The organism is Cellulosimicrobium sp. 72-3, assembly GCF_013127315.1.
GTDB classification, from domain to species: Bacteria; Actinomycetota; Actinomycetes; order Actinomycetales; family Cellulomonadaceae; genus Cellulosimicrobium; species Cellulosimicrobium funkei.
On record NZ_CP053419.1, the window covers coordinates 1,783,964 to 1,805,269 of the forward strand.

The 21,306-nt window shown below is 75.2% G+C and carries 20 protein-coding genes; 12 read left to right on the forward strand and 8 right to left on the reverse strand.

Translation table 11 applies throughout. The features are described 5' to 3' along the window. The first annotated feature begins 20 nt into the window (after positions 1-20). Complete coding sequence (locus HKK73_RS08045; protein WP_043654543.1) at positions 21-1,028, forward strand: L-lactate dehydrogenase; 1,008 nt, start codon at positions 21-23, stop codon at positions 1,026-1,028. Positions 1,029-1,141: 113 nt separating this feature from the next. Here HKK73_RS08045 and lexA read toward each other — a convergent pair whose 3' ends face one another. Beyond that, positions 1,142-1,876: a transcriptional repressor LexA gene (gene lexA / locus HKK73_RS08050; protein WP_031315073.1), complete on the reverse strand. Its 735-nt coding sequence runs from the start codon at positions 1,874-1,876 to the stop codon at positions 1,142-1,144. Positions 1,877-2,212: 336 nt separating this feature from the next. On the opposite strand from lexA, the gene HKK73_RS08055 reads away from it, so the two are divergent. Both HKK73_RS08055 and nrdR read left to right on the forward strand, forming a co-directional pair. Continuing rightward, on the forward strand, positions 2,213-2,587 hold the full coding sequence (locus HKK73_RS08055) for a LysM peptidoglycan-binding domain-containing protein (RefSeq protein ID WP_051028136.1): 375 nt from the start codon (positions 2,213-2,215) through the stop codon (positions 2,585-2,587). A gap of 367 nt (positions 2,588-2,954) precedes the next feature. After that, positions 2,955-3,485 carry a transcriptional regulator NrdR gene (gene nrdR, locus HKK73_RS08060; protein WP_043654539.1) on the forward strand — a complete coding sequence of 177 codons (531 nt, stop codon included), beginning with the start codon at positions 2,955-2,957 and terminating at the stop codon, positions 3,483-3,485. A gap of 84 nt (positions 3,486-3,569) precedes the next feature. Here the strand turns inward: nrdR and HKK73_RS08065 are convergent, their stop codons facing one another. Further along, complete coding sequence (locus tag HKK73_RS08065) at positions 3,570-4,667, reverse strand: aldo/keto reductase (RefSeq protein ID WP_171467785.1); 1,098 nt, start codon at positions 4,665-4,667, stop codon at positions 3,570-3,572. A 210-nt stretch (positions 4,668-4,877) separates the two neighbouring features. Between HKK73_RS08065 and HKK73_RS08070 the strand changes: the two genes are divergently transcribed. Next, the gene (locus HKK73_RS08070) at positions 4,878-5,072 is read left to right on the forward strand and encodes a DUF5302 domain-containing protein (RefSeq protein WP_031316400.1); all 195 of its coding nucleotides are present in this window, start codon (positions 4,878-4,880) and stop codon (positions 5,070-5,072) included. 61 nt (positions 5,073-5,133) lie between these two features. Here the strand turns inward: HKK73_RS08070 and HKK73_RS08075 are convergent, their stop codons facing one another. From HKK73_RS08075 to HKK73_RS08085, 3 genes are all read right to left on the reverse strand, one after another. After that, positions 5,134-5,553, reverse strand: coding sequence for a pyridoxamine 5'-phosphate oxidase family protein (locus HKK73_RS08075; RefSeq protein ID WP_034655066.1), 420 nt, complete (start codon positions 5,551-5,553; stop codon positions 5,134-5,136). 111 nt (positions 5,554-5,664) lie between these two features. Beyond that, complete coding sequence (gene serA, locus HKK73_RS08080) at positions 5,665-6,864, reverse strand: phosphoglycerate dehydrogenase (protein WP_021482809.1); 1,200 nt, start codon at positions 6,862-6,864, stop codon at positions 5,665-5,667. 88 nt (positions 6,865-6,952) lie between these two features. Continuing rightward, a complete protein-coding gene (locus HKK73_RS08085) occupies positions 6,953-9,193 on the reverse strand; it encodes an AAA family ATPase (protein ID WP_171467786.1) in 2,241 nt (746 codons plus the stop codon). Positions 9,194-9,360: 167 nt separating this feature from the next. Here HKK73_RS08085 and HKK73_RS08090 point away from each other — a divergent pair, with 167 nt between their 5' ends. The 5 genes from HKK73_RS08090 (at position 9,361) to HKK73_RS08110 (ending at position 14,339) form a co-directional block, all read left to right on the forward strand. Then, positions 9,361-10,689, forward strand: coding sequence for a PP2C family protein-serine/threonine phosphatase (locus HKK73_RS08090; protein ID WP_371810604.1), 1,329 nt, complete (start codon positions 9,361-9,363; stop codon positions 10,687-10,689). After that, positions 10,686-12,356 carry an ATP-binding protein gene (locus tag HKK73_RS08095; RefSeq protein WP_171467787.1) on the forward strand — a complete coding sequence of 557 codons (1,671 nt, stop codon included), beginning with the start codon at positions 10,686-10,688 and terminating at the stop codon, positions 12,354-12,356. Before HKK73_RS08090 ends, HKK73_RS08095 begins: the two co-directional genes overlap by 4 nt. After that, complete coding sequence (locus HKK73_RS08100) at positions 12,353-12,793, forward strand: response regulator (protein WP_021482350.1); 441 nt, start codon at positions 12,353-12,355, stop codon at positions 12,791-12,793. Before HKK73_RS08095 ends, HKK73_RS08100 begins: the two co-directional genes overlap by 4 nt. Positions 12,794-12,904: 111 nt before the next feature. Continuing rightward, positions 12,905-13,831 (forward strand): proteasome assembly chaperone family protein, encoded by a 927-nt coding sequence (locus HKK73_RS08105; RefSeq protein WP_171467788.1) that lies wholly within the window; start codon positions 12,905-12,907, stop codon positions 13,829-13,831. Between the two features lie 304 nt (positions 13,832-14,135). Then, entirely contained in the window at positions 14,136-14,339 is a 204-nt protein-coding gene (locus HKK73_RS08110) for a cold-shock protein (protein ID WP_034655075.1), read from the forward strand. Between the two features lie 87 nt (positions 14,340-14,426). Here HKK73_RS08110 and HKK73_RS08115 read toward each other — a convergent pair whose 3' ends face one another. Next, entirely contained in the window at positions 14,427-15,467 is a 1,041-nt protein-coding gene (locus HKK73_RS08115) for a spermidine synthase (protein WP_171467789.1), read from the reverse strand. Positions 15,468-15,548: 81 nt separating this feature from the next. Here HKK73_RS08115 and HKK73_RS08120 point away from each other — a divergent pair, with 81 nt between their 5' ends. From HKK73_RS08120 to HKK73_RS08130, 3 genes are read left to right on the forward strand one after another with little or no spacing between them, the layout of a single operon-like run. Continuing rightward, positions 15,549-15,992 carry an SAV_6107 family HEPN domain-containing protein gene (locus tag HKK73_RS08120; protein WP_034655077.1) on the forward strand — a complete coding sequence of 148 codons (444 nt, stop codon included), beginning with the start codon at positions 15,549-15,551 and terminating at the stop codon, positions 15,990-15,992. A gap of 39 nt (positions 15,993-16,031) precedes the next feature. After that, positions 16,032-17,288, forward strand: a complete 1,257-nt coding sequence (locus HKK73_RS08125) for a DNA polymerase IV (protein ID WP_171467790.1) — start codon at positions 16,032-16,034, stop codon at positions 17,286-17,288. Between the two features lie 37 nt (positions 17,289-17,325). Next, positions 17,326-17,721, forward strand: a complete 396-nt coding sequence (locus tag HKK73_RS08130; protein ID WP_171467791.1) for a DUF3040 domain-containing protein — start codon at positions 17,326-17,328, stop codon at positions 17,719-17,721. Here the strand turns inward: HKK73_RS08130 and HKK73_RS08135 are convergent. Together HKK73_RS08135 and HKK73_RS08140 are read right to left on the reverse strand one after the other, a co-directional pair. Then, a complete protein-coding gene (locus HKK73_RS08135; RefSeq protein WP_171467792.1) occupies positions 17,669-19,969 on the reverse strand; it encodes a DUF3488 and transglutaminase-like domain-containing protein in 2,301 nt (766 codons plus the stop codon). The genes HKK73_RS08130 and HKK73_RS08135 overlap by 53 nt on opposite strands. After that, positions 19,966-21,306, reverse strand: a complete 1,341-nt coding sequence (locus HKK73_RS08140) for a DUF58 domain-containing protein (protein ID WP_171467793.1) — start codon at positions 21,304-21,306, stop codon at positions 19,966-19,968. The genes HKK73_RS08135 and HKK73_RS08140 overlap by 4 nt, the downstream gene beginning before the upstream one ends.

Here is a 21,306-nt window from a genome sequence, read left to right on the forward strand (position 1 = left end):
AGCGACTTCACGGAGGCGACATGACGAGCACGTCACCGCAGGGCACCGGCGACGCGACCGCGGGCGGTCCGGGAGGGGGAGCGCGGACGACGAAGCTCGCGATCGTCGGCGCCGGTGCCGTCGGCTCGACGCTCGCCTACGCCGCGCTCATGCGGGGCGCGGCGCGCACGGTGGCGCTCCTCGACGTCAACCGCGCGAAGGTCGAGGCCGAGGTCCTCGACCTCCAGCACGGCATCCAGTTCATGCCCATGGCGCGCGTCGAGGGGTCCGACGACGTCGCGGTGTGCGCGGGGGCCGACGTCGTCGTGGTCACGGCCGGCGCCAAGCAGAAGCCGGGTCAGACGCGCCTCGACCTCGCCGAGGGCACGATCGGGCTCATGCGGACTATCCTGCCGGGCCTCGTGGAGGTGGCCCCGGACGCCGTCTACGTCATGGTGACCAACCCCGTCGACATCGTCACGTACGCGGCGCTCAAGTTCTCGGGGCTGCCCCCGACGCAGCTCTTCGGCAGCGGCACCGTGCTCGACTCCTCGCGGCTGCGGTTCCTCGTGGCGCAGCACTGCGGTGTCGCGGTGCAGAACGTGCACGCGTACATCGCGGGGGAGCACGGCGACAGCGAGATCCCGCTCTGGAGCTCCGCGACGATCGGCGGCGCGCCGCTGCTCGAGTGGCAGGGCATCGGCGGTCGGGGACCGCTCACGGGCGACGTGCGCGACGAGATCGCGCGCGAGGTCGTGCAGTCGGCCTACCGGATCATCGAGGGCAAGGGCGCGACCAACTACGCGGTCGGGCTCGCGGGCACCCGGATCATCGAGGCGGTGCTCGCCGACGAGCACCGGGTGCTGCCCGTGTCGACGCTCCTCGACGGCATCTACGGGCTCGAGGACGTCTGCCTGTCGCTCCCGACGCTCGTCGACCGCCGGGGCGCGACGGAGCGCGTCGAGGTCCCGCTGGCGGACGACGAGCTCGCAGGCCTGCGCTCGTCCGCGGAGTCGCTGCGCGCGGTCGCGCGACGCTTCGGGCTCTGAGCCACGGGCCCGTCGGGCCCGGCACGACGAGAGCCGGGCGGTCGAGGGACCGCCCGGCTCTCGTCGTGTCCCAAGCCTGCCCGGAGGGGCGCCCGGAGCCGCTCGGGGACCGTTCAGAGGCTGCGCAGGACGGAGACGACGCGCCCCAGCACCTGGGCGTCGTCGCCGGGGATCGGGTCGTACGCGGCGTTGTGCGGCATGAGCCACACGTGGCCGTCGGCGCGCCGCAGGCTCTTCACGGTGGCCTCGCCGTCGATCATGGCGGCCACGATCTCGCCGTTCTCCGCGACCGGCTGGCGCCGCACGACGACCCAGTCGCCGTCGCAGATCGCGGCGTCGATCATTGAGTCGCCCTGGACGCGCAGGAGGAAGAGTTCTCCCTCGCCCACGAGCTGGCGCGGCAGCGGGAAGACGTCCTCCACGACCTGCTCCGCGAGGATGGGGCCACCGGCGGCGATGCGGCCGACGACGGGGACGTACGACGGCGCGGGGTGGGCCTCGTCGTACGCGGGCTCGGGGGCCGTCCCGGCCGGCGCGAGCGGGGTGGCGCGGCGGGCGTCGTCGGGCTGGACCACCTCGATGGCGCGCGGACGGTTCGGGTCGCGCCGCAGGAACCCCTTGCGCTCGAGCGTGGTGAGCTGGTGCTTGACGGAGGACGGGCTCGTGAGCCCGACGGCCTCGCCGATCTCGCGCATGCTCGGCGGGTAGCCGCGCTGCTCGACGCACGCGCGGATGGTCTCGAGCACGAGCCGCTGGCGCGGGGTGAGCCCGTCACCCCCTGCCGACCCGTCCGGCAGCTCGCGCACCTCGGCGAGCCCCCGTGCCCTGTCCGTGCCTCGTCCCGCCATGGTCGCTCCGCCCTCGTCCGTCGCGTGCCGCCGGCGCCAGCCGGGCCTGCGGCCTCCCCTCCCCGGGGCGTGTGCCCCGGGACCTCGGTCGCCCCTCCGGGTCCGAGCGGACATGTCCGGCGAACCGACCTGACCCCAGGCTAGGGGAGGATGCGACACGAATCAAACACCTGTTCGAGCATGTCTCGACTCTGTCGGCCGTTCGTGATAGACCTTCGTACAGATGTTCTACGTACAGGTGTTCGACCGCAACGGGTCGGCGTGGAGATGAGACGGGCGCGCGGGTCCGATCGACCGGGGAAGGCGATCGGGCTCGCGGGCCGGGACGGAGGGGACATGGACACGGTGGCGATGGCGACGGCAGCGCCGTCCGCGCTCGGGCGGGGCGGCGCAGCGGAGCGAGGCGCCCGCCCGGAGGCTCCGCTGCGGCTCACGCGACGCGGCCGTGCGGTCCTCGTGCTCCTCGTGGCCGTCGTGCTCGTCCTCGCGGCGCGGGTCGGGCTGGCCGTCGCGAGCGGGCCCGGGGAGCCGGTCGAGGTCCGCGTCCACGTCGTGAGCGCGGGGGAGACGCTGTGGGAGCTCGCCCAGGGCGTCGCGACCCCGGGGGAAGACCTCCGTGAGGTGGTCAGCGGGCTCGTGGAGCTGAACGGCCTGTCCTCGTCCGGCGTGCAGGCCGGCCAGACCATCCTGCTCCCGGTCGCCGAGCGGTGACGCGACGCGCGGGCGGCGGTCCAGGTCCTGTGACGCAGCACACGGCGCCGACGCGCGACAGGTTGCGGCCGAGGGTTGCGCCGGCGCCTTAGGTCCGCCTAAGTTAGTCACCTCACACGCCGGCTGGGGGGCTGGGCGGACGAGGCGAGGAGTGTGCGGACCACCGCGACTCCTGTGCACGTCGCCGCGCGCGAGGCGAGTCGCGCGCGAGATGGGGACGGGGGCGTCCCGACGGGGGCGGTCGACTTCGACCGCCCCCGTTCTGCTGCCCAGGGCCGGGCGCGTCGTCGGCGTGTTGCACCGCGCGCCCGCGACGACATACGTTCGTCGCGCCGACCTGTCGGCGCGACCCGCGGAGGAGCCCGCCATGCACTGCCCGTTCTGCCGTCACGCGGACTCCCGCGTCGTCGACTCCCGCACGTCCGACGACGGTGCCTCCATCCGCCGGCGACGCCAGTGCCCGGAGTGCAACCGCCGCTTCACCACGATCGAGACCGCCAGCCTGTCCGTGGTCAAGCGGTCCGGCGTGACCGAGCCCTTCTCGCGCGAGAAGATCGTCAACGGCGTCCGCAAGGCCTGCCAGGGGCGCCCGGTGAATGAGGACGACCTCGCCGTCCTCGCGCAGCGCGTCGAGGAGACCATCCGCGCGAGCGGGAGCGCCGAGCTCGACGCCTACGAGATCGGTCTCGCGATCCTCGGGCCGCTGCGTGAGCTCGACGAGGTCGCCTACCTGCGCTTCGCGAGCGTCTACCAGGCGTTCGACTCGCTCGAGGACTTCGAGAGCGCCATCACGTCGCTGCGCGTCGACCGGGAGGAGCGCGAGGCGGCGGCGGGCCGTGCGGCGGCCGAGGCCACCGACGACGTCGCGACCGACCGCGAGGCTGCACCCCAGCCCTGACAGTCACGCGACGGTCCCGCGCCTCGCGCCTCCGGTCCGAGGTTCGGTCCGCACAGCCGGACACGGCTGCGCGCGGCCGCGGCGCTACAGGTCGCTGGACCGCGACGCCCAGATGTTGATGCCCGTGTCCACGGGGAGGGCGTCGACGGCCGCGATCTCCTCCGGGGAGAGGTCGGGGGCGTCGAGGGCCGCGAGGTTGTCGTCGAGCTGGCGCGTCGAGCTCGCGCCGAGCAGGACCGACGTGACGCGCTGGTCGCGCAGCGCCCAGCGGATCGCCGTGGACGCGAGCGTCCGTCCGTGGGCGCGTGCGAGCTCGTCCAGGTGGCGCACGCGGTCGATGTTCTCCTCCGAGAGGAACGCCGGGCGCAGGGGCCCGCCGCGCGCTGCGCGCGACCCGTCCGGGACCCCGTGGAGGTAGCGGTCCGTGAGCATGCCCTGGGCGAGCGGGGAGAACGCGACGACGCCGAGCCCTTCGTCGCCCGCGACGTCGAGCACGGTGGCCCCCGCCTCGTCGTGCGGGTCGGGCGCCTCGATCCACCGGTTGAGCATGGAGTAGGAGACCTGGGTGACGACGAGCTCGACCCCGGCGTCGGCCGCGACCCGCAGGGCCTCGCGCGTCCGCCGCGCCGAGTACGACGAGATGCCGGCGTAGCGGGCGCGCCCCGACCGGACCGCCGTCGCCAGCGCACCGATGGTCTCCTCGAGCGGGGTGGAGGGGTCGTAGCGGTGCGAGTAGAAGATGTCGACGTGGTCGAGCCCGAGCCGGCGCAGCGACGCGTCGAGGGACGAGAGCAGGTACTTCCGGGACCCGCCCTCGCCGTAGGGGCCGGGGCCCATGCGGTAGCCCGCCTTGGTGGTCACGACGAGCTCGTCGCGCACGGGCCGGAGCTCGCGCGCGAGCAGCCGGCCCAGCGACTCCTCCGCGGCGCCGCCGGGCGGCCCGTAGTTGTTCGCGAGGTCGAGGTGCGTCACGCCACGGTCGACGGCGCGCAGCACGATCTCGCGCTGCGTCGAGAAGGGGTCGGCGACGCCGAAGTTCTGCCAGAGCCCGAGCGCGACCTCCGGCAGGCGCAGGCCGCTCCGGCCGAGCGCACGGTGCGGGAGCGCGGCACGCGCCGGCGCGGGACCGCCTGTGGCGTGGGGAGGAGCGGGGGAGGCCTGCGGCGTGGGATCGGGCGACACGTCCCGACGCTACCCGACGGCGTTCGCCGCGCGGTCGTCGGCGCTCGCGGCGCGGTCCCCAGCGCCGGCGCCCGCAAGGCCGGGACGGCCGGTCCGAGCGGACAAATGAGGTGGCGTCGGGCCGCCCGGTGGGGGAGGCTGGCGGGGTGCCCGCAGCGTCGGGCCGACCGCAGTGCCCCCACCGAGTTCCCCGTCGACGAGGAGACCGCCATGGCGTCCGACCAGCAGCGACCCGCTGCAGAGACCGCACCGACCGAGGAGGCCAAGGCGAAGTTCCGGGAGGCGCTCGACCGGAAGAACGCCGCGCGCCACCGCACGGCGGACGGCGAGTCGAACACGGGCTCCGTGCACGGCTCGGAGACCGTCGGACCGGTCCAGCGCACCTTCCGCCGCAAGTCCGGCTGAGCAGCACCCCCGACGTCCGGTCGTCCCCTGCGGGGCGGCCGGACGTCGTGCGTCCGGGGGACTAGGGCTCCGCGCGCGCGAAGCGTCGTCCGGTGAGCTCGTGGGCCTCGACCACGACCCACTCCTCGGTCGGGACGTCGACGGTGGGGACGAGCGGGTCCGCACCCTCCCGGACGGGATCCACCTCGTGCTCGGTGCGCAGACGGTGAGCGGTGCCGCGCGCGACGACGCTCCACGCCCCGTCGTCGTCGACGTGGTCCCACTCCAGGGCGACCCGCTCGTTGATGGCGAGCGTCGCGAGCTTCGTGCCGGGGACCGTGCGGAACGCGAGCGTGCGCTCGTGCGCCCGCACGGTCACGGGGTAGATGTCCGGCTCGCCCCGCACGCTCACGGCGAGGCGTGCGACGTGGGTCCCCTCCACGAGGTCCCACGACGCGTCGGCGTCGAGGATCTGCGGCGCGTCGTGCGTGTATCCGGTCATGCCTCATCGTGGCACCGGCGCGCGAGAGGCGCTCAGCGGCGAAGGTCACGGCCGCCGAGGACCTTCGCCGCGTGCGGACGGGCCGCGCGCGGCGAAGGTTCCCGGGCTGCGTCAGTCGAGGATGCGCAGGGCGATCGTCTGCTCCATCGCGGCCAGCGCCTCGATGACGGCGGGCTCCACGCGCGAGCCGACGTCGGTGACGACGTAGCCGATCTCGCCGCGGGTGGCGAGGAGCTGGCCCTCGATGTTCGTCCCGTGCTCGGCGAGGGTCGCGTTGACGGCGGCGAGGACACCGGGGGTGTTGCGGTGCAGGTGCGTGATGCGCGTGATGCCCGTCGTCTGCTCGAGCGCGAGGTTCGGCACGTTGACGCTGAGCGTCGTGGAGCCGGTGGTGAGGTAGTCGCGCAGCTTGGCGGACACGAACTGCCCGATCGCCTCCTGCGCCTCCTCCGTCGACCCGCCGATGTGCGGCGTGAGGATGACGTTCGGCAGGCCGCGCAGCTCGGAGTCGAACGCGTCGCCCTTGCGCTTGGGCTCGTGCGGGAAGACGTCGACCGCGGCGCCGGCCACACGGCCCTCGACGATCGCCTCGCGCAGCGCGCCGTAGTCCACCACGAAGCCGCGCGACAGGTTGAGGAAGATCGAGCCCGGGCGCATGCGGGCGAACTGCTTGGCGCCGAAGAGCCCGGCGTTGCCCTGGCGCCCGTCGACGTGGAGCGTGACGACGTCGGCCTGCTCGAGCAGCTCGTCGAGCGTGTCCATGCGGCGCGCGTTGCCGAGCGCGAGCTTCTCCGCCGTGTCGTAGAACACGACCGACATGCCGAGGTTCTCGGCGACCACGGAGAGCTGCGTGCCGATGTTGCCGTAGCCGACGATGCCGAGCGTGCGGCCACGGACCTCGTGCGCACCCTCCGCCGACTTGTCCCAGCGGCCCTCGTGCAGCGCGCGGTCGCGCTCGGTGAGGCGGCGCGTGAGCGCGATGATCTCGGCGAGCGCGAGCTCGACGACGGAGCGCGTGTTCTGGAACGGCGCGTTGAACACGGCGACGCCCTGCGTCGCGGCCGAGCGCAGGTCGATCTGGTTCGTGCCGATGCAGAACGCGCCGAGCGCCACCAGGTCGGGGGCGTTCTCGAGCACGTTCGCCGTGACGTTCGTCTTGGACCGGATGCCGAGCAGGTGGACGCCGTCGAGCGCCTCGATCAGCTCGGACTCGTCGAGGGCCCCGGTGCGGACGGTGACGTCGATGCCCGCGGCCTCGAGGTTCGAGGCGGCGAGGGGGTGCAGGTTTTCGAGGAGGAGGGCGCGTAGCACGCCCCCATGGTGCGCCCGTCCCGCGGTCCGGACCAAACGGGTCTTGACCCTCGGGACGAGGTGAACCCGCGCCCGGACACCACCGCTGTCAGGCTCCGGCGCCCCGTGCGTCGTCCGACGGCGCGGGGGCGACCCCGGCGGGCAGCGGGCGCGCGTGCACGACGACGAGGCGCTGGGTCGGCCGTGTCATGGCGACGTACAGGTCGGACGGGCCCGAGGGCCCGGTCGCGACGTCGGCGGGCTCGACCAGCACGACGGCGTCGAACTCCAGCCCCTTGACCTGCACCGGGTCGAGCACGACGACCGGGTCCTCGCCGCCCGCGTCGGCGAGCCCGAGCGCGGCCCGCAGCGCAGGGACCGCGGGCGCGGCCGCGACGACGGCGACGCGACCGGACTCCGCGGCGACGAACTCGGCGCGCGCGGCCTCGGCCTCGGCCCGGACGCGTGCCTCCAGCGCGCCCGGTGCCACCTCGACCACGCGCAGGGCGTCCTCGACGTCGCGCGCGGACGTGAGCGGCGAGACCGGGAGGCCGGCCGCGACGGCCGCGCGTCGGGCCGCGTCCGCGACGGAGGCCGGGGTGCGGTAGTTGACCGTGAGCTCGGCGAGCCGCCACGCGTCGCGGAAGACCGGGTCGAGCATGCCCTTCCACGACCGGGCGCCCGCGAGCGAGGACGTCTGGGCGACGTCGCCGACCACCGTGAACGACCGCGTCGGGCACCGGCGCACGAGCATGCGCCACGCCATGGCGGACAGCTCCTGCGCCTCGTCGACCACGACGTGGCCGTAGGTCCACGTGCGGTCCTGCGCGGCGCGCTCGGCGGTGGTCAGGCGCGGGCCGCTCGCGGCGAACCGCTCGGCGAGCACGTCGGCGCCGACGATCCCGCCGCCCGCACCGGACGACTCGAGCACCTGCCGCGCGTACTCGAGGTCCTGCGCGCGCTGCGCCGCGCGTGCGGCGGCCTCGGCCCGCTCCGCCTGGTCGTCCTCGCCGAGGAGCTCCGCCGCCTCGTCGAGGAGCGGCACGTCCGCGGGGGTCCACGGCGCACCTTTCGCCCGCTCGAGGAGCCGTCGCTCCTCGGCGGAGAGCTCGGGCGCGGCCTCGGCGAGCCGGTGCGGCTTGGTCCACAGGTCCTCGAGGAGGCGCTCGGGCGTGAGCGGCAGCCAGGCCAGGTTGAGCGCGACCCGCACGTCGCGGTGGGAGCGCAGGTCCTCCAGCGCGAGCGCGCGGTCCTCGCCGACGAGGGGCTCGCCGAGCTGGCGCCCGTACTGCTCGACGAGGCGCGAGAGCATCTCGCGGACGAACGTGACGCGCGCGAGGTTGTGCGGCTTGTGGGTGCGTCGCGCCTTCGCGATGGCGTCGCGCACGTCGCGGCGGCGGATGACGAGGTCGTGGCCGTCGAGCCGGACCGGCACGTCGGCCGCGGGCACGCGCTCGCGGGCGCGCACGGCCCGGCGCACCGCACGGGCCATGACCGCCCGGCCCTTGACCCGCGCGACGCGCGGGTCCTCCTCGCCGTCGGCGACGACGCCGGGCAGGAGGTCGGCGATGGTCGTGCTCACGACGCCGGTCTCGCCGAGCGACGGCAGCACCTGGTCGATGTAGCGCAGGAAGGAGAGGCTGGGGCCGACGAGCAGCACGCCCGAGCGCTCCAGCAGCCGCCGGTGCGCGTACAGCAGGTAGGCCGCGCGGTGCAGCGCGACCGCCGTCTTCCCCGTGCCGGGCCCGCCCTGGACGACGAGCGCCCCCGCGAGCTCGGAGCGGATGATCGCGTCCTGCTCCGACTGGATCGTGGCGACGATGTCGCCCATGCGTCCCGTGCGGCCCGCGGCCATCGCGGCGAGCAGCGCGCCCTCGCCCGAGAGCGTCGTGCCCGTCACGGCCTCGGGGGCGTCGAGGTCGAGGAGCTCGTCCTCGAGCCCCGTCACGGCACGACCGCGCGTCACGAGGTGCCGACGGCGCACGACGCCGTCCGGGTGGGCCGCCGTCGCGCGGTAGAACGCCTGGGCGGCGGGCGCGCGCCAGTCCGTGAGGAGGCTCGAGTGCTCTTCGTCGGTGAGGCCGATGCGCCCGACGTAGCGCAGGGTGCCGTCGTCGAGGTCGAGGCGGCCGAACGCGAGGCGGTCCTCGACCGCGTCGAGCTGCGCGACACGGTCCTCGTACAGCGTCGCGAACGCGTCGCGCTCGCTGCGGTTCTGCGGCGAGCCCGACGGGCCGGACCGCCGGACCTCGTCGAGGCGTGCCCGGGCGGCCGCCCGCAGCTCGTCGAGGCGCGCGTAGAGGGTGTCCACGACCTCCTGCTCGAGCCGGAGCTCGTCGTTGCGTCCCACGCTGTCCCTTCCTCGACCGGCGCCGCGCCGCCCGCGCGGCCGTCCATTATGGCGTACGACGACCGTCCCGGGGACCGACGACCGGCGCGTCCCGGCGCCGTGACCGGGCCGGACGCGCGCCTGCGGCTAGGATCGTGGCCCATGGCGACCAGAGGGGAGCGGGCGTCGTGACCGGGAGCGAGCGTCGAGCCCCGGGCCGACCCTCCGCGCGCGGCGACGACGCCGCCGGACCGGACCAGGCGCGCCCGGGGCGCGCCGTGCTGGCCCCGACGGACGAGCTCCGGATCCTGCTCGTGGAGGACGACGACGGGGACGCGATCCTCGTCGAGGAGCTGCTGGCCGACGGCAACCTCAAGGTCGAGCTGCACCGTGCGACGACCCTGGACGGTGCCCTCGAGATGGTCGTCTCCCACGACGTCGACTGCGTGCTGCTGGACCTGGGCCTGCCCGACTCCGTGGGCCTGTCCGCCGTCGAGCGCGTGCGCGCGGGGTCGCGGCCGCCGGCGCTCGTCGTCCTGACCGGCCACTCGGGCATCGACCTCGGCGTGCAGGCGGTCGCCGCGGGCGCCGACGACTACCTCGTCAAGGGGGAGGTCGACGGCGACCTGCTCGGGCGGTCCGTGCGCTACGCGGTCCAGCGCCGCATGTCCGTCGAGCAGCAGCGCGCGCTGTACCGCAGCGAGGTCCGCGCGGCAGAGACGGCGCGCCTCGAGCGTGCGCTCCTGCCGACCCCGCTCGTGCAGGACGACCGCCTCGACGTCATGGTCGGCTACGTGCCGGGCGGCAACGGCCTGCTCGGCGGCGACTTCTTCGACGCGGTCGAGCGCCCGGACGGGACGGTCCTGTGCGTCATCGGGGACGTCGCGGGGCACGGCCCGGACGAGGCCGCGCTCGGCGCGACGCTGCGCACGGCCTGGCGCACCATCGTCCTCAGCGAGACCCAGCCGGAGGCGATCCTGCCGCTGCTCGAGCGTGTGCTCGTGCCCGAGCGCGCGCGCCCGGAGGTCTTCGTCACGCTGTGCCAGGTCGTCGTCTCCGCGGACCGACGCAGCGCCGAGGTCTACCTCGCGGGCCACCTCGCGCCGCTGCTGCTGCGCGACACGGCGTCGGAGATCACGCCGACGTCGCGCGGCCGCGCCCTGGGCATCCCGGTCGCGGGCGGCTGGACGTCGCAGCCGGTCGAGCTCGGCGAGCGCTGGGCCCTCATGCTCTACACCGACGGCCTCGTCGAGGCGACCGTCGCGGGAGCCGGGGCGGGCGACGCACGGACCCGCCCCGAGCGCGTCGGGGTCGACGGCCTGCGCCGCGCCGTCGACAGCGCGCTGGAGCAGGGCGTCGAGGGCGTCGTCGAGCGGGTCTTCCGTCGCGTGCGCGACCTCCACGGCGGCCCCCTCGCGGACGACGCGGCCCTCCTCGTGCTCGGGTGGGACGGCGACGGCACCTCGCCGGGCGAGCGGTCGGCCACCCTCGCGGACTCGGACGAGTGGGCCCGGTGAGCGCCGCCGGCGACCGCAGGCGCGCGGGCGAGCGTCGCGCCCCGACGCTGCGTCGGCGCCTCGGCTGGGCGCTCGTCGTCGCCGGGGTGATCCTCCTCGGCGTGCTCGCGACCTCCGCGATCGCGCTGTCGCGCGTCCTCACCCTCCAGACCGACGTGACCGGGCCGTTCTTCGACGCGGTGAGCGAGGCGGACGGCGCGTACGTCGGCCTGCTCGACGCCGAGGTCGCGGTGCGCGCGTACGTCGCCACGGGCGACGCGACCGCGCTCGAGGCCTACACGCGCGCGGTGGGCGTCGACGCCGAGGGCGTCGTCCCCGACGCCGCGCTCGTCGACCGTCTCGGCCTCGACGACGAGCTCGCCGGGACGCTCGCCCAGGCCGAGTCCTCGGTGCGCGCCTGGGTCTCCGAGGCGGCCGAGCCCGCCATCGCGACCACCGAGGCCCAGGGCCCGGGGCGCGTGCGCGCCGTCGACCAGGCGCGCGGCGCCGAGCTCTTCGCGGCGGCGCGCGCCGACACCGCGCAGTACGTCGACGAGCTGCGCGACGAGCGCGTCGAACGCCTCGACGCGCTCGACCGGTGGAGCCGCGCCCTGTTCGGGAGCGTCCTCGTCCTCGTCGGCTCGGCGCTCGCGGTCGGCATCATCCTGTGGGTCTGCCTCAAGCGCTGGGTCACCGAACCCATGGCCGAGCTCGCGCATCGCGTGCGGCGCGTGAGCTCCGGGAGCCTCGACGAGCCGGTCGTCACGTCCGGGCCCGCCGAGATCGCGGACCTCGCGCAGGACGTCGAGCACATGCGCGTCGAGCTCGTCAGCCAGGTCGCGGAGATCAAGGCGTCGCACGAGGACGCGGCGCGCTCGCACGAGCTGCTCGCCGAGCAGGCGCGCGAGCTGGAGCGCTCGAACCGCGACCTGGAGCAGTTCGCGTACGTCGCCTCGCACGACCTCCAGGAGCCGCTGCGCAAGGTCGCGAGCTTCACGCAGCTCCTCAAGAAGCGCTACGGGGGCGAGCTCGACGACCGCGCCGACCAGTACATCGACTTCGCGGTCGACGGCGCGAAGCGCATGCAGCGCCTCATCCAGGACCTGCTCGGGTTCTCCCGCGTCGGCCGGACGGGCACCGAGCGCGTCGACGTCGACCTCGAGGACGAGCTCCGGGGCGTGCTCGAGGACTTCTCCGACAAGATCGCGGAGTCCGGGGCGCGCGTCACGCACGACCCGCTCCCCGTCGTCGTGGGGGAGCAGGCGCTCCTGCGCCAGCTCCTCGCGAACCTCGTCGGCAACGCGCTGAAGTTCCGCCACCCGGACCGGGCGCCCGCCGTGCACGTGGGCGTGCTCGCGCGCGACACCCACTGGGAGCTGTCGGTCGAGGACAACGGGATCGGCATCGACGCGCAGTACGCCGACCGCGTGTTCGTCATCTTCCAGCGCCTGCACGCCAAGGACGTGTACGAGGGCACGGGCATCGGCCTCGCGTTGTGCAAGCGCATCGTCGAGTACCACGGCGGACGCATCTGGATCGAGCCGCGCGAGGGCGGGACGACCATCCGCTTCACGCTCGCCCACGCCTACGTGCAGGCGCAGGTCGGCTACGCTCGCTCCGACCCCGGCGGCGCCGGTCCGGACGCTCCGGCCCCCGCGCGCCCCGACGACGAGGAGAGCCCCGCATGAGCCACGGCAGCAAGCCGATCGACGTCCTCCTGGTGGAGGACGACCCGGGCGACGTGCTCATGACCCGTGAGGCGTTCGAGGACCACAAGGTCACCAACCGCCTCTCGGTGGTGTCCGACGGCGTGAGCGCGCTGCAGTTCCTGCGCAAGGAGGGCGAGCACGCGGGCGCCCCGACGCCCGACCTCATCCTCCTCGACCTCAACCTGCCCCGGATGGACGGGCGCGAGGTCCTGGCCGAGCTCAAGGCCGACGACGCGCTGCGCAAGATCCCCGTCGTCGTGCTCACGACGTCGGAGGCCGAGGAGGACGTGGTGCGCAGCTACTCGCTGCACGCCAACGCCTACGTGACCAAGCCCGTCGACTTCGACCGCTTCATCGACGTCGTCCGGCAGATCGACGACTTCTTCGTCTCCGTGGTGCGGCTCCCCGGTCGCTGACCGCCGCCACCGCCCGGCCGGGAATGATCCCCGGCCCGGGTCGCGTTACCTCGTCAGGCCCGCAGCGCGCCACCGGCGGCGCACGGGCGAAGGACGTGACGAGGAGGATGCATGCTGGACCCTCGCGGGATCTACGAGCTCGACGAGCAGGCCGTGGCGCGCCTGTGGCCCACGCCGCCCGAGGCGGGCTCCGGGCCGGTGCTGCTGCACGCGGTCGCGGGGTTCGTCGACGCGGGCAGCGCGGGAGAGGTGGCCGTCGACCACCTGCTGGAGATCGGTGAGGTCACCCGCCTGGTGACGTTCGACGCCGACCAGCTCATCGACTACCGCTCGAAGCGGGCCACGATGACCTTCAGCACGGACCGCTGGTCCGACTACGACGAGCCGTACCTCGTCGTCGACCACGTGCGCGACGCCGAGGGCACCGGCTTCCTGCTGCTGCACGGCGCCGAGCCGGACGTCCAGTGGGAGCGCGTGGTCGCCGCGGTGCGCGACGTCGTCGAGCGCCTGGGCGTCTCGCTCGTCGTGGGCTTCCACGGCATCCCGATGGGCATCCCGCACACGCGGCCGCTCTCGGTGACGGCGCACGCCACGCGCCCTGAGCTGCTCGGCGAGCACACGTCGTGGTTCGGGACGGTCAAGGTCCCGGCGAGCCTCGCCGCGCTGCTCGAGCTGCGGCTCGGGCGCGCGGGCCACGACGCCGTCGGCTACACCGTGCACGTGCCGCACTACCTCGCCCAAGCGTCGTACCCGCCCGCGGCGGTCGTCGCGCTCGAGCACGTCCAGCGCGTGACGGGTCTCGACCTCGCCACGGGCGGCCTCGCGGAGGCGGTCCAGGACGCGAAGACCGAGGTCGAGCGCCAGGTGCGCGACTCCGAGGAGGTCGCGGCGGTGGTCCGGGCGCTCGAGGAGCAGTACGACGCCTTCGCCCGCTCGGTCGGGCGCACGAGCCTGCTCGCCGAGTCGGCGCCGATCCCCACGGCCGACGAGCTCGGCGCGGAGTTCGAGCGCTTCCTCGCGCAGCAGTCGGGGGAGTGACCGCGCCCGCTGCAGAGCCGGGGACTATGTGCCGAAAAATCGGCACGAGAGGGCCCGTTCTCCATGGCGGACCTGACGTGGTCCATGCCACACTGTGACCCGTTGCAGTGACGTACTTGCGCACGACCCGGTACAGGGCCGGAACGTGGGTCCGCCCGGCGGGGCGGTCCGACGTCGGGCCTCGCCGGCCGCACACGGCCGGGATGCCGGCGAAGGACGTGGGACATGGCATTGCGGCGCACGGGGGTGGACGAAGGGTCCGCCTGCTGATGTCCCCGGATGGACAGAAGGTCAGAGGAACAGCATGGCGCAGGGTTCTGTGAAGTGGTTCAACGCCGAGAAGGGCTACGGCTTCATCGCGCAGGACGGCGGCGGTGCCGACGTCTTCGTGCACTACTCGGCGATCGAGTCGAACGGGTACCGCACGCTCGACGAGGCGCAGCGGGTCGAGTTCGAGATCACCCAGGGGCCGAAGGGCCCGCAGGCGGAGAAGGTCCGCCCGCTCTGACGTCCACGACGTCCTGCGGTCGGGTCGCCCGGTCGTAGCAGCAGCGCAGGAGCCGCGTCCCCTCCCGGGGGCGCGGCTCCTGGCGTGTCAGCCCTCGCGCGGCGCCCGCGCGTGCTCGTCGGTCGCCGGCCGCGCGGTCGTGGCGTCCCCGGGAGCGGGTCCCTCGAACGTGGGGTCGGCGGACCCGGGGTCCGCGGGCGTGGGGTCCAGGAGGGGCGCCGCCGGGCCGACGAAGGTCCGCAGCTCGCCCCCCACGAGGACGCGCGCCGGCACGGCCAGCGAGCGCACGGCGCGCGCGAGGCCCGGGCCGGCCAGGCCGGGGCCGGCGCCTCCCGGCGCGACCGCGGCGAGCACCACGTTCCCGTACCGGCGGCCCTTGAGCTGTGCGGGCTCGGCGATCGCCGCGACGCGCCCCTCCTCCAGGGCGCCGGCGCCCGTGCCCTCCCCGAACGCGGCCGCGAGCGTCGTCAGCTCGCGCCGCACCGACGCGAGGGGCGGCCGGTCCGCGCAGTTGACCAGGTAGACGCCCCCCGGTCGCAGGACGCGCCGCACCTCCTCGGCCATGCCGAGGGTCACGAGGTGGTCGGGCGTGCGGTCGCCGTGGAAGACGTCCCGGACCACGACGTCGAACGACGCGTCGGCGAGCCCCTCCACCGCGTGCCGGGCGTCGTCGGGCCGCAGCCGCAGCCGCGGGGAGCGCGGCAGGTCGAACCAGGTGCGCACGAGCTCCAGGAGGCGTGCGTCGAGGTCGACCCCGAGCTGCGTCGAGCCGGGCCGGGTGTGCTCGACCCAGCGCGGCAGGCTGCACCCGGCGGCCCCGAGGTGCAGCGCACGCACGGGCCCGGGGTGCAGCTCGTCGACCACCGCGGCCATCTGCTGCATGTACTCGAACGCGAGCATCCCGGGGTCGTCCAGGTCGAGGTACGAGCTCGGCACCCCGTTGACGTAGAGGGTGACCGCGGACGGGCGGTCGGGGTCGCGCTCGACGCGCGCGGTGCCCGTCGTGGTCGCGACGGGCTCGTCCGGGAGGTCGGACGCCGCGGGCCCGCCGCGCGCGGGGCCCCGACGCCGGGGCGGTGTGGGTGGTGCGGGGGACCCTGGAGGGCGTCGGGAGGTACGGCGAGCCATGTGCCCCACGGTACGGGCTGTCGGCGTCCGGCACGTTGACAGGATCGAACAGGTGTTCGATAGTGGAGCAGGAGGTGCGCGATGTCGAACGAAGCAGGCGCGAGGGCGCAGGTCGTGGTTCCCGCCGAGGTCCGGCGGCTGCTCGCCCGCGCGGACGCGGAGCTCGTCGCTGCGGCGCTCGCGCAGGACGCGGGGGAGCGGTTCGTCCACGCCCACCTCGGCGCGCTGCGGGCAGCCGCCGCGGTCGTCGCGCTCCGTGCGCGCCCCGTGCGGCGCGGGCGCGCCCGCTCGGTGTGGGAGCAGCTCGCGGACGCCGAGCCCGCGCTCGCCGCGTGGTCGGTGTACTTCGCGAGCGGCGCGCGCGTCCGTGCGGCCGTGGACGCCGGGCGGTTCGACGAGGTCGACCCGCGTCGCGCCGACGAGCTCGTCGCGTGCGCCGAGGACTTCCGCGACGAGGTCGCGATGCTCGTCGACCCGGACGCCGGCTTCGTCCGGCTGCCCGGGCTGCGGACGGTGGCGTCGTGACGACCCGGCCGGTCGGCCCGCGGGCACGGTGAGCACCCGATGAGCCGGGGTCCTCGTGCCGTCGTCCGCCGGGACTGGGGGGACGACGAGAGCGGCTGCTCGATCCTGCACGTCGACATGGACGCGTTCTTCGCCTCGGTCGAGCTCGCGCGGCGTCCCCAGTTCGTCGGGCGACCGGTCATCGTCGGCGGTGCCGAGCGGGGCGTCGTCCTGGCGGCCACCTACGAGGCGCGCGCGTTCGGCGTCCACTCGGCGATGCCCATGACGACCGCCCGCCGGCTGTGCCCGCAGGCGGTCGTCGTGCCGCCGGACCACGCGCGGTACCACGAGGTCTCGCGCTCGGTCATGGCCGCGCTCGGGGAGATCACCGCGCTCGTGGAGCAGGTGAGCGTCGACGAGGCGTTCCTCGACGTGAGCGGCGCGCGGCGCCGTCTCGGGCCGCCCACACGGATCGCGGCCGCGCTGCGGCGTCGGGTCCAGGCGGACCACGGGATCACGTGCTCGGTCGGGATCGCGACCACGAAGTTCGTCGCGAAGCTCGCGTCCACGCACGCCAAGCCCGACGGCATGCTGCTCGTGCCCGCCGCGGCGACGGTGCCGTTCCTGCGCACCCTGCCGGTCGGGGCGCTGTGGGGTGTGGGCGAGCGCATGGAGGCCGTCCTCGCGCAGTGGGGCATCCGGACGGTCGCCGAGCTCGCCGACACCGACGTGGCGTCCCTGCAGGCGGCGGTCGGCAAGGTCTCCGGGGCGCACCTGCACGACCTCGCGTGGGGTCGCGACCCGCGCCCCGTCCAGCCGGAGCGCTCGGAGCGGAGCATCGGCGCGGAGACGACGTTCGAGCACGACCTGCGCGACCTCGCCGCCGTGCAGGCGCGCGTGCTCGAGCTCGCCGACCGGTGCGCCGGGCGGCTCCGGCACCAGGGCCTCGTCGCCCGCACGGTGAGCGTGAAGGTCCGCACGAGCGACTTCCGGACCGTCACGCGCGCCCGCACGCTCGGCGCCCCGACGGACGTCGCGCGCGAGATCTACCTCGTCGCGCGTGAGCTCGTCGCGGGGGTGGACCTGCGAGGGCTCGCGGTCCGGCTCGTGGGGGTGCGTGCGGAAGGTCTCGAGCCGCGCGCGGAGGCCGTCGTCCAGCCCACGCTCGAGGAGGCCGTGGTGGAGACGAACGCCGTCCGACGGCGCGCGGAGGAGGCCGTCGACGCCGTCCGCGGCCGTTTCGGGGTGAGATCCATCGCGATGGGGCCCGCCCGGGCCCGCTCGACTACCACCCCCGCGGATGTCGATCTATCCTGAGGGTGTCACACGACCACCGTGGAGAATCGGGGTGCTCATGCCTCTGTCTGAGTACGAGCAGCGGGTCTTGGAGCAGATGGAGCGCGCGCTCACCTCGGACGATCCGCGGTTGGCGAACACGCTCCAGGCCCCTCGACGTCGCTCTGCGCTGCGCTACGTCCTGGCCGGTGTCGGCGTCGTGGTAGGGCTGCTCCTGCTGGTGCTGGGCGCCGCGCTCTCGCAGACCTGGCTCGGCGTCATCGGCTTCGTCCTCATGTTCGCCGGCGTCGTGCTGGTCTTCCAGGCACCGCGCGCCTCCCGCAAGGGACCGGTCGGCACCGTCGAGGCCGACGGCACCGTCCGGCCGGCCGCAGCGAGCAGGACGTCGCGGAAGCCGTTCCTCAGCCGGCTCGAAGAGCGCTGGGACCGTCGGCGCGAGCAGGACGGTCGCTGAGCGACCTCTCGGTCCCCTCGACGGCGGCGTCGACGAGTGCCTGGAGGCGCTCCGGGGTGACCGTCTCGCGCGGACGCGGGGCGTAGCGCTCCGCCTCGAGCGCCGACGCGAGGGCCGTGAGCGTCTCGGCCAGGTCCTCGTCCCCGGCATCCGCCCCGCGTCGCGCCTGCAGGGTCGCGACGACGACGGCGGGCACGCGGCGCGGCGTCGTGGACGACGGCCACCGCACCTCCAGCGCACCGAGCCGTGCCACGAGCTCGGCCCACGCGTCCTCGGCGTCCCGCAGGCTCTCCGCCTCGGTGCGTCGGCGCAGCACGAACCACAGCCCTGCGGCGAGCGCCGCCGCGACGAGCAGCGCCACGCCCACGACCAGCGGCCACGAGGTGGAGTCCTCCTGCGTGCCGCCCGTCGTGCCGCCGGCCCCCGGGGCGGTGGGTGCCGGCGTCACCGGCGCCGACGGCGCGGCCGCGCTGGCGTCCGGCGTCGGGACGTTCCCCGGGTCCGCCGGGCCGCCGGGCGTGACGGCGACCGGGGTCGCCCACCGCGGCGTCGGGCCGGTCTGCTGCGCGGGCGTCGGCTCGAACCGGACCCAGCCCTGCCCCGGGAAGTACAGCTCGGGCCACGCGTGGGAGTCGCGGCCCGTGACCTTGTAGCTGGAGTCGTCGACGCGCTCGCCCGGGAGGAACCCGACGCCCAGCCGTGCGGGGATGCCGAGCGTGCGGGCCATCATCGTCATCGACGTCGCGAACTGGACGCAGTAGCCCGTCCGGTCCTGGAGGAAGTCCCAGACGGCGTCGCCCGAGGCGCCCGGCGGCACCTCGGTGGAGTACGTGAACTGCGAGATGTCGCGGAAGTAGGTCTGCAGCGCGAGCGCCTGGTCGTAGCGCGTCGTCGCGCCGTCGACGACGGACGTCGCGAGGTCGCGGATGTCCTGCTCGTGCTCCGTCGCGGGCACGTCGAGGTAGTTGGGGTCGTCGGGGTCCGCGCCGCTGGCGCCGCGCAACGCGTCGGCGTCGAGCGGCCGCGGGAAGACCGTGACCTCGTAGGACGTGCCCGCGCCCGTCGGCTGCTCGCCGAGCACCTCGTCGCGCACGTCGTCGTACGCCCAGTCGCCGTCGATGCCGACGGCGCGCGGCTCGGTCGGGAGCGGCAGCTTGGTGTCGCGCAGCGACTCGAGCGTGACGCGCAGCGACGTCGGGTCCCCGGTGGCGCCCGGGTCGTCGGGCCACAGGACCTGCTCGCCGCCGTCGATGGGGGTGCCGTCGCGGTCGGCGCCGCGGCGCCAGTTGGTGCCGTCGAACCCCGTGAGCGTGAAGACGCGCAGGGGACCGACGTTCTCGCCGTCGGTCCGGTAGCGCAGGACGACCTCGGCGGACCGCTCGGCGAGGTCGCGCCGCATGTCCAGGTCGTCGGAGAGCCGGACCGTCTGGCCGGTCGAGGAGAACAGGCGCGACCACGACGCCGACGCCACCTCGGGGAGCGAGGCGCTCGCCGACCCGAGCCCGAGTGCGGTGACCGCGACGGCGACGGCCACGACGAGCGCGCCCGCGGCACGCAGGCCTCCGGCGGCGCGGTCCTCCGGGCGTCGCGCGGACGCCCCGCGGCGGACGGCGCGGTGCGGGTTGTCCACGGCGAGGAGCAGCACGAGCGCGGTGACGGTCACGACGAACGCGAGCGGCGGGACCTCGCCGACGATGACGAGCCCGGGCACCCACAGGGCGAGGAGGGGCAGCGCGACCCCCGCGCCGAGCCGCAGCCCGCCGGCCATGAGGTCGGCGACGACGAACACCACGACCGCGCCGCCGACCGCCAGGAGCGCGATGGGCAGGCTGGGGTCGATCGGGGCGACCTCCGCGAGCGTGAGGTCGCGCGCGGTGCCCAGGCGGGACAGGACGCGGTCGACGTTGGACAGGCCGATGAGGAGCGAGAACCGGTCCGTCGGCCCGCCGTACAGCCCGAGCAGGGCCCACAGCCCGACGACGAGCCCGGCGAGCGACGGCAGGAGCGCCGCCGGCGGGGCGAGCACCTCGCCGCGCGCCGCGTGGCTCCGCTCGAGCGCCCAGCGGCTGAGGCCGGTGACGAGCGCGAGGACGACGACGACGCGCACGACCGTGCCCGTCCAGCCGCCCGGCCCGACGACGCTCCCCAGCGCGTACGCCGACGCGACGACCGCGGTGGCGACGAGCGCGCTCGTCGCGAGCACGCGCAGGCCCGCGGAGCCTGAGGTTCCCGGTCGGGGTGCGGTCATCGTGAGCCTTCCGCGAGCAGGGTCCAGGCGTGCTCGAGCGACGCGGACGGGTCGACGAGCGCGGCGTGCCACCCCGTCGAGCGGAGCGCGGCGACGGTCTCGACGGCGTCGGCGTGCTCGGGCGCCCAGGGCCGGGTGCTCACCACGAGCGCGCGGTGGACGCCGTCCCCGGCCATCGCGGCGACGGTGTGCCGGGCCACGGAGCCGAGCGGTCCGAGCACGGCGACGGTGATCTCGCCCGGGCGGCGGTCGCGGCGCAGCGCCTCGGAGGTCGTGACGACGGAGCGGTCGGCGTCCGCCACGACCTGGTGCCCGTGCAGGTCGACCGTGGCGTCGAGCAGGTCGGCCGGGCCCTCGCCGGACCGGTTGACCCGGAAGCCGGTGCCGGGGACCACCGCGGCGAGCGAGGTGGGGACGAGGCGGACGGGGTGCCCCGCCTGGAGCAGGGACACCCCGATCGACGCCGCGCACTCGACGGCCCACTCGCCGTCGGCCAGCGCGCGCGGGCTCGACGCGGCGAGCTCCGGGTGGGGCAGGAGGCCGCGGTCGAGGAGCACCGTCACGGGCGGCAGGCCCGCGCTCTCGTCGGAGCGCACCATGAGCTGGCCGCGGCGCGCGGCGCTGACCCAGTGCACGCGGCGGGGGTCGTCACCGGCGACGTAGTCGCGCAGGACCGAGTCGTCGCTCGACGCGAGCCGGGCGCCGGAGGCCGAGCGCTCGTGCTCGCCGAACGCGCGGCTCCCGCGCACGGGCAGCTCGACGGTGCGCGGCCAGACGGCCACGGCCGTCGGGTCGCCGAGCTCCTGCGTCGCGCTGACGAGGCCGAACAGGTCGGTCCGCGTCGTGAGGAGCGGGCCGAGCGGCCACCGGCCGCGGCGCAGCGGCCGCAGGCGGTACCGCACGGCGATGTGGTTGCCGACCGTCGCGACCTGCGCGCGCAACGAGCCCTGGTCGGACAGCTCGTGCGCGGCCTGCTCGCTGATGCGCAGGCGCGCGAGCGTGGAGGCCGTCGACGACGTCGTGCGCGCCGCCGCGACGGTCAGGCGCGCGGTCGTGAGCTGGCCGCGCACGGCGGGGTTGGGCTGCACCCGGCGCGTCACGTGCAGCGCGCCGCGCCCCCGGTCGATGCGCCGGGCCGCCATCCAGCACCACGCGGCCCCCACGGCGAGGAGCCCCGCCGCGCCGAGCCCGACGAGGTCCGGCAGGCCGAGCGTGACGCCGAGTACCACGAGCGCGGCGCCCGCACCGAGGACCACGGTGCCGCGGCGGGTCGGGCGCGCGCTGGCGAGGCTCCTGGTCCTGCGTCGGAGCCGCGCGAGGAACGACGGGCCGCGCAC

Coding starts and splice junctions, on each gene's coding strand:
- HKK73_RS08045 (WP_043654543.1), top strand. CDS start 21: ATGACGAGCACGTCACCGCAGGGCACCGGCGACGCGACCGCGGGCGGT.
- lexA (WP_031315073.1), bottom strand. CDS start 1,876: ATGGCGGGACGAGGCACGGACAGGGCACGGGGGCTCGCCGAGGTGCGC.
- HKK73_RS08055 (WP_051028136.1), top strand. CDS start 2,213: ATGGACACGGTGGCGATGGCGACGGCAGCGCCGTCCGCGCTCGGGCGG.
- nrdR (WP_043654539.1), top strand. CDS start 2,955: ATGCACTGCCCGTTCTGCCGTCACGCGGACTCCCGCGTCGTCGACTCC.
- HKK73_RS08070 (WP_031316400.1), top strand. CDS start 4,878: ATGGCGTCCGACCAGCAGCGACCCGCTGCAGAGACCGCACCGACCGAG.
- HKK73_RS08075 (WP_034655066.1), bottom strand. CDS start 5,553: ATGACCGGATACACGCACGACGCGCCGCAGATCCTCGACGCCGACGCG.
- HKK73_RS08100 (WP_021482350.1), top strand. CDS start 12,353: ATGAGCCACGGCAGCAAGCCGATCGACGTCCTCCTGGTGGAGGACGAC.
- HKK73_RS08105 (WP_171467788.1), top strand. CDS start 12,905: ATGCTGGACCCTCGCGGGATCTACGAGCTCGACGAGCAGGCCGTGGCG.
- HKK73_RS08110 (WP_034655075.1), top strand. CDS start 14,136: ATGGCGCAGGGTTCTGTGAAGTGGTTCAACGCCGAGAAGGGCTACGGC.
- HKK73_RS08115 (WP_171467789.1), bottom strand. CDS start 15,467: ATGGCTCGCCGTACCTCCCGACGCCCTCCAGGGTCCCCCGCACCACCC.
- HKK73_RS08120 (WP_034655077.1), top strand. CDS start 15,549: ATGTCGAACGAAGCAGGCGCGAGGGCGCAGGTCGTGGTTCCCGCCGAG.
- HKK73_RS08125 (WP_171467790.1), top strand. CDS start 16,032: ATGAGCCGGGGTCCTCGTGCCGTCGTCCGCCGGGACTGGGGGGACGAC.
- HKK73_RS08130 (WP_171467791.1), top strand. CDS start 17,326: ATGCCTCTGTCTGAGTACGAGCAGCGGGTCTTGGAGCAGATGGAGCGC.
- HKK73_RS08135 (WP_171467792.1), bottom strand. CDS start 19,969: ATGACCGCACCCCGACCGGGAACCTCAGGCTCCGCGGGCCTGCGCGTG.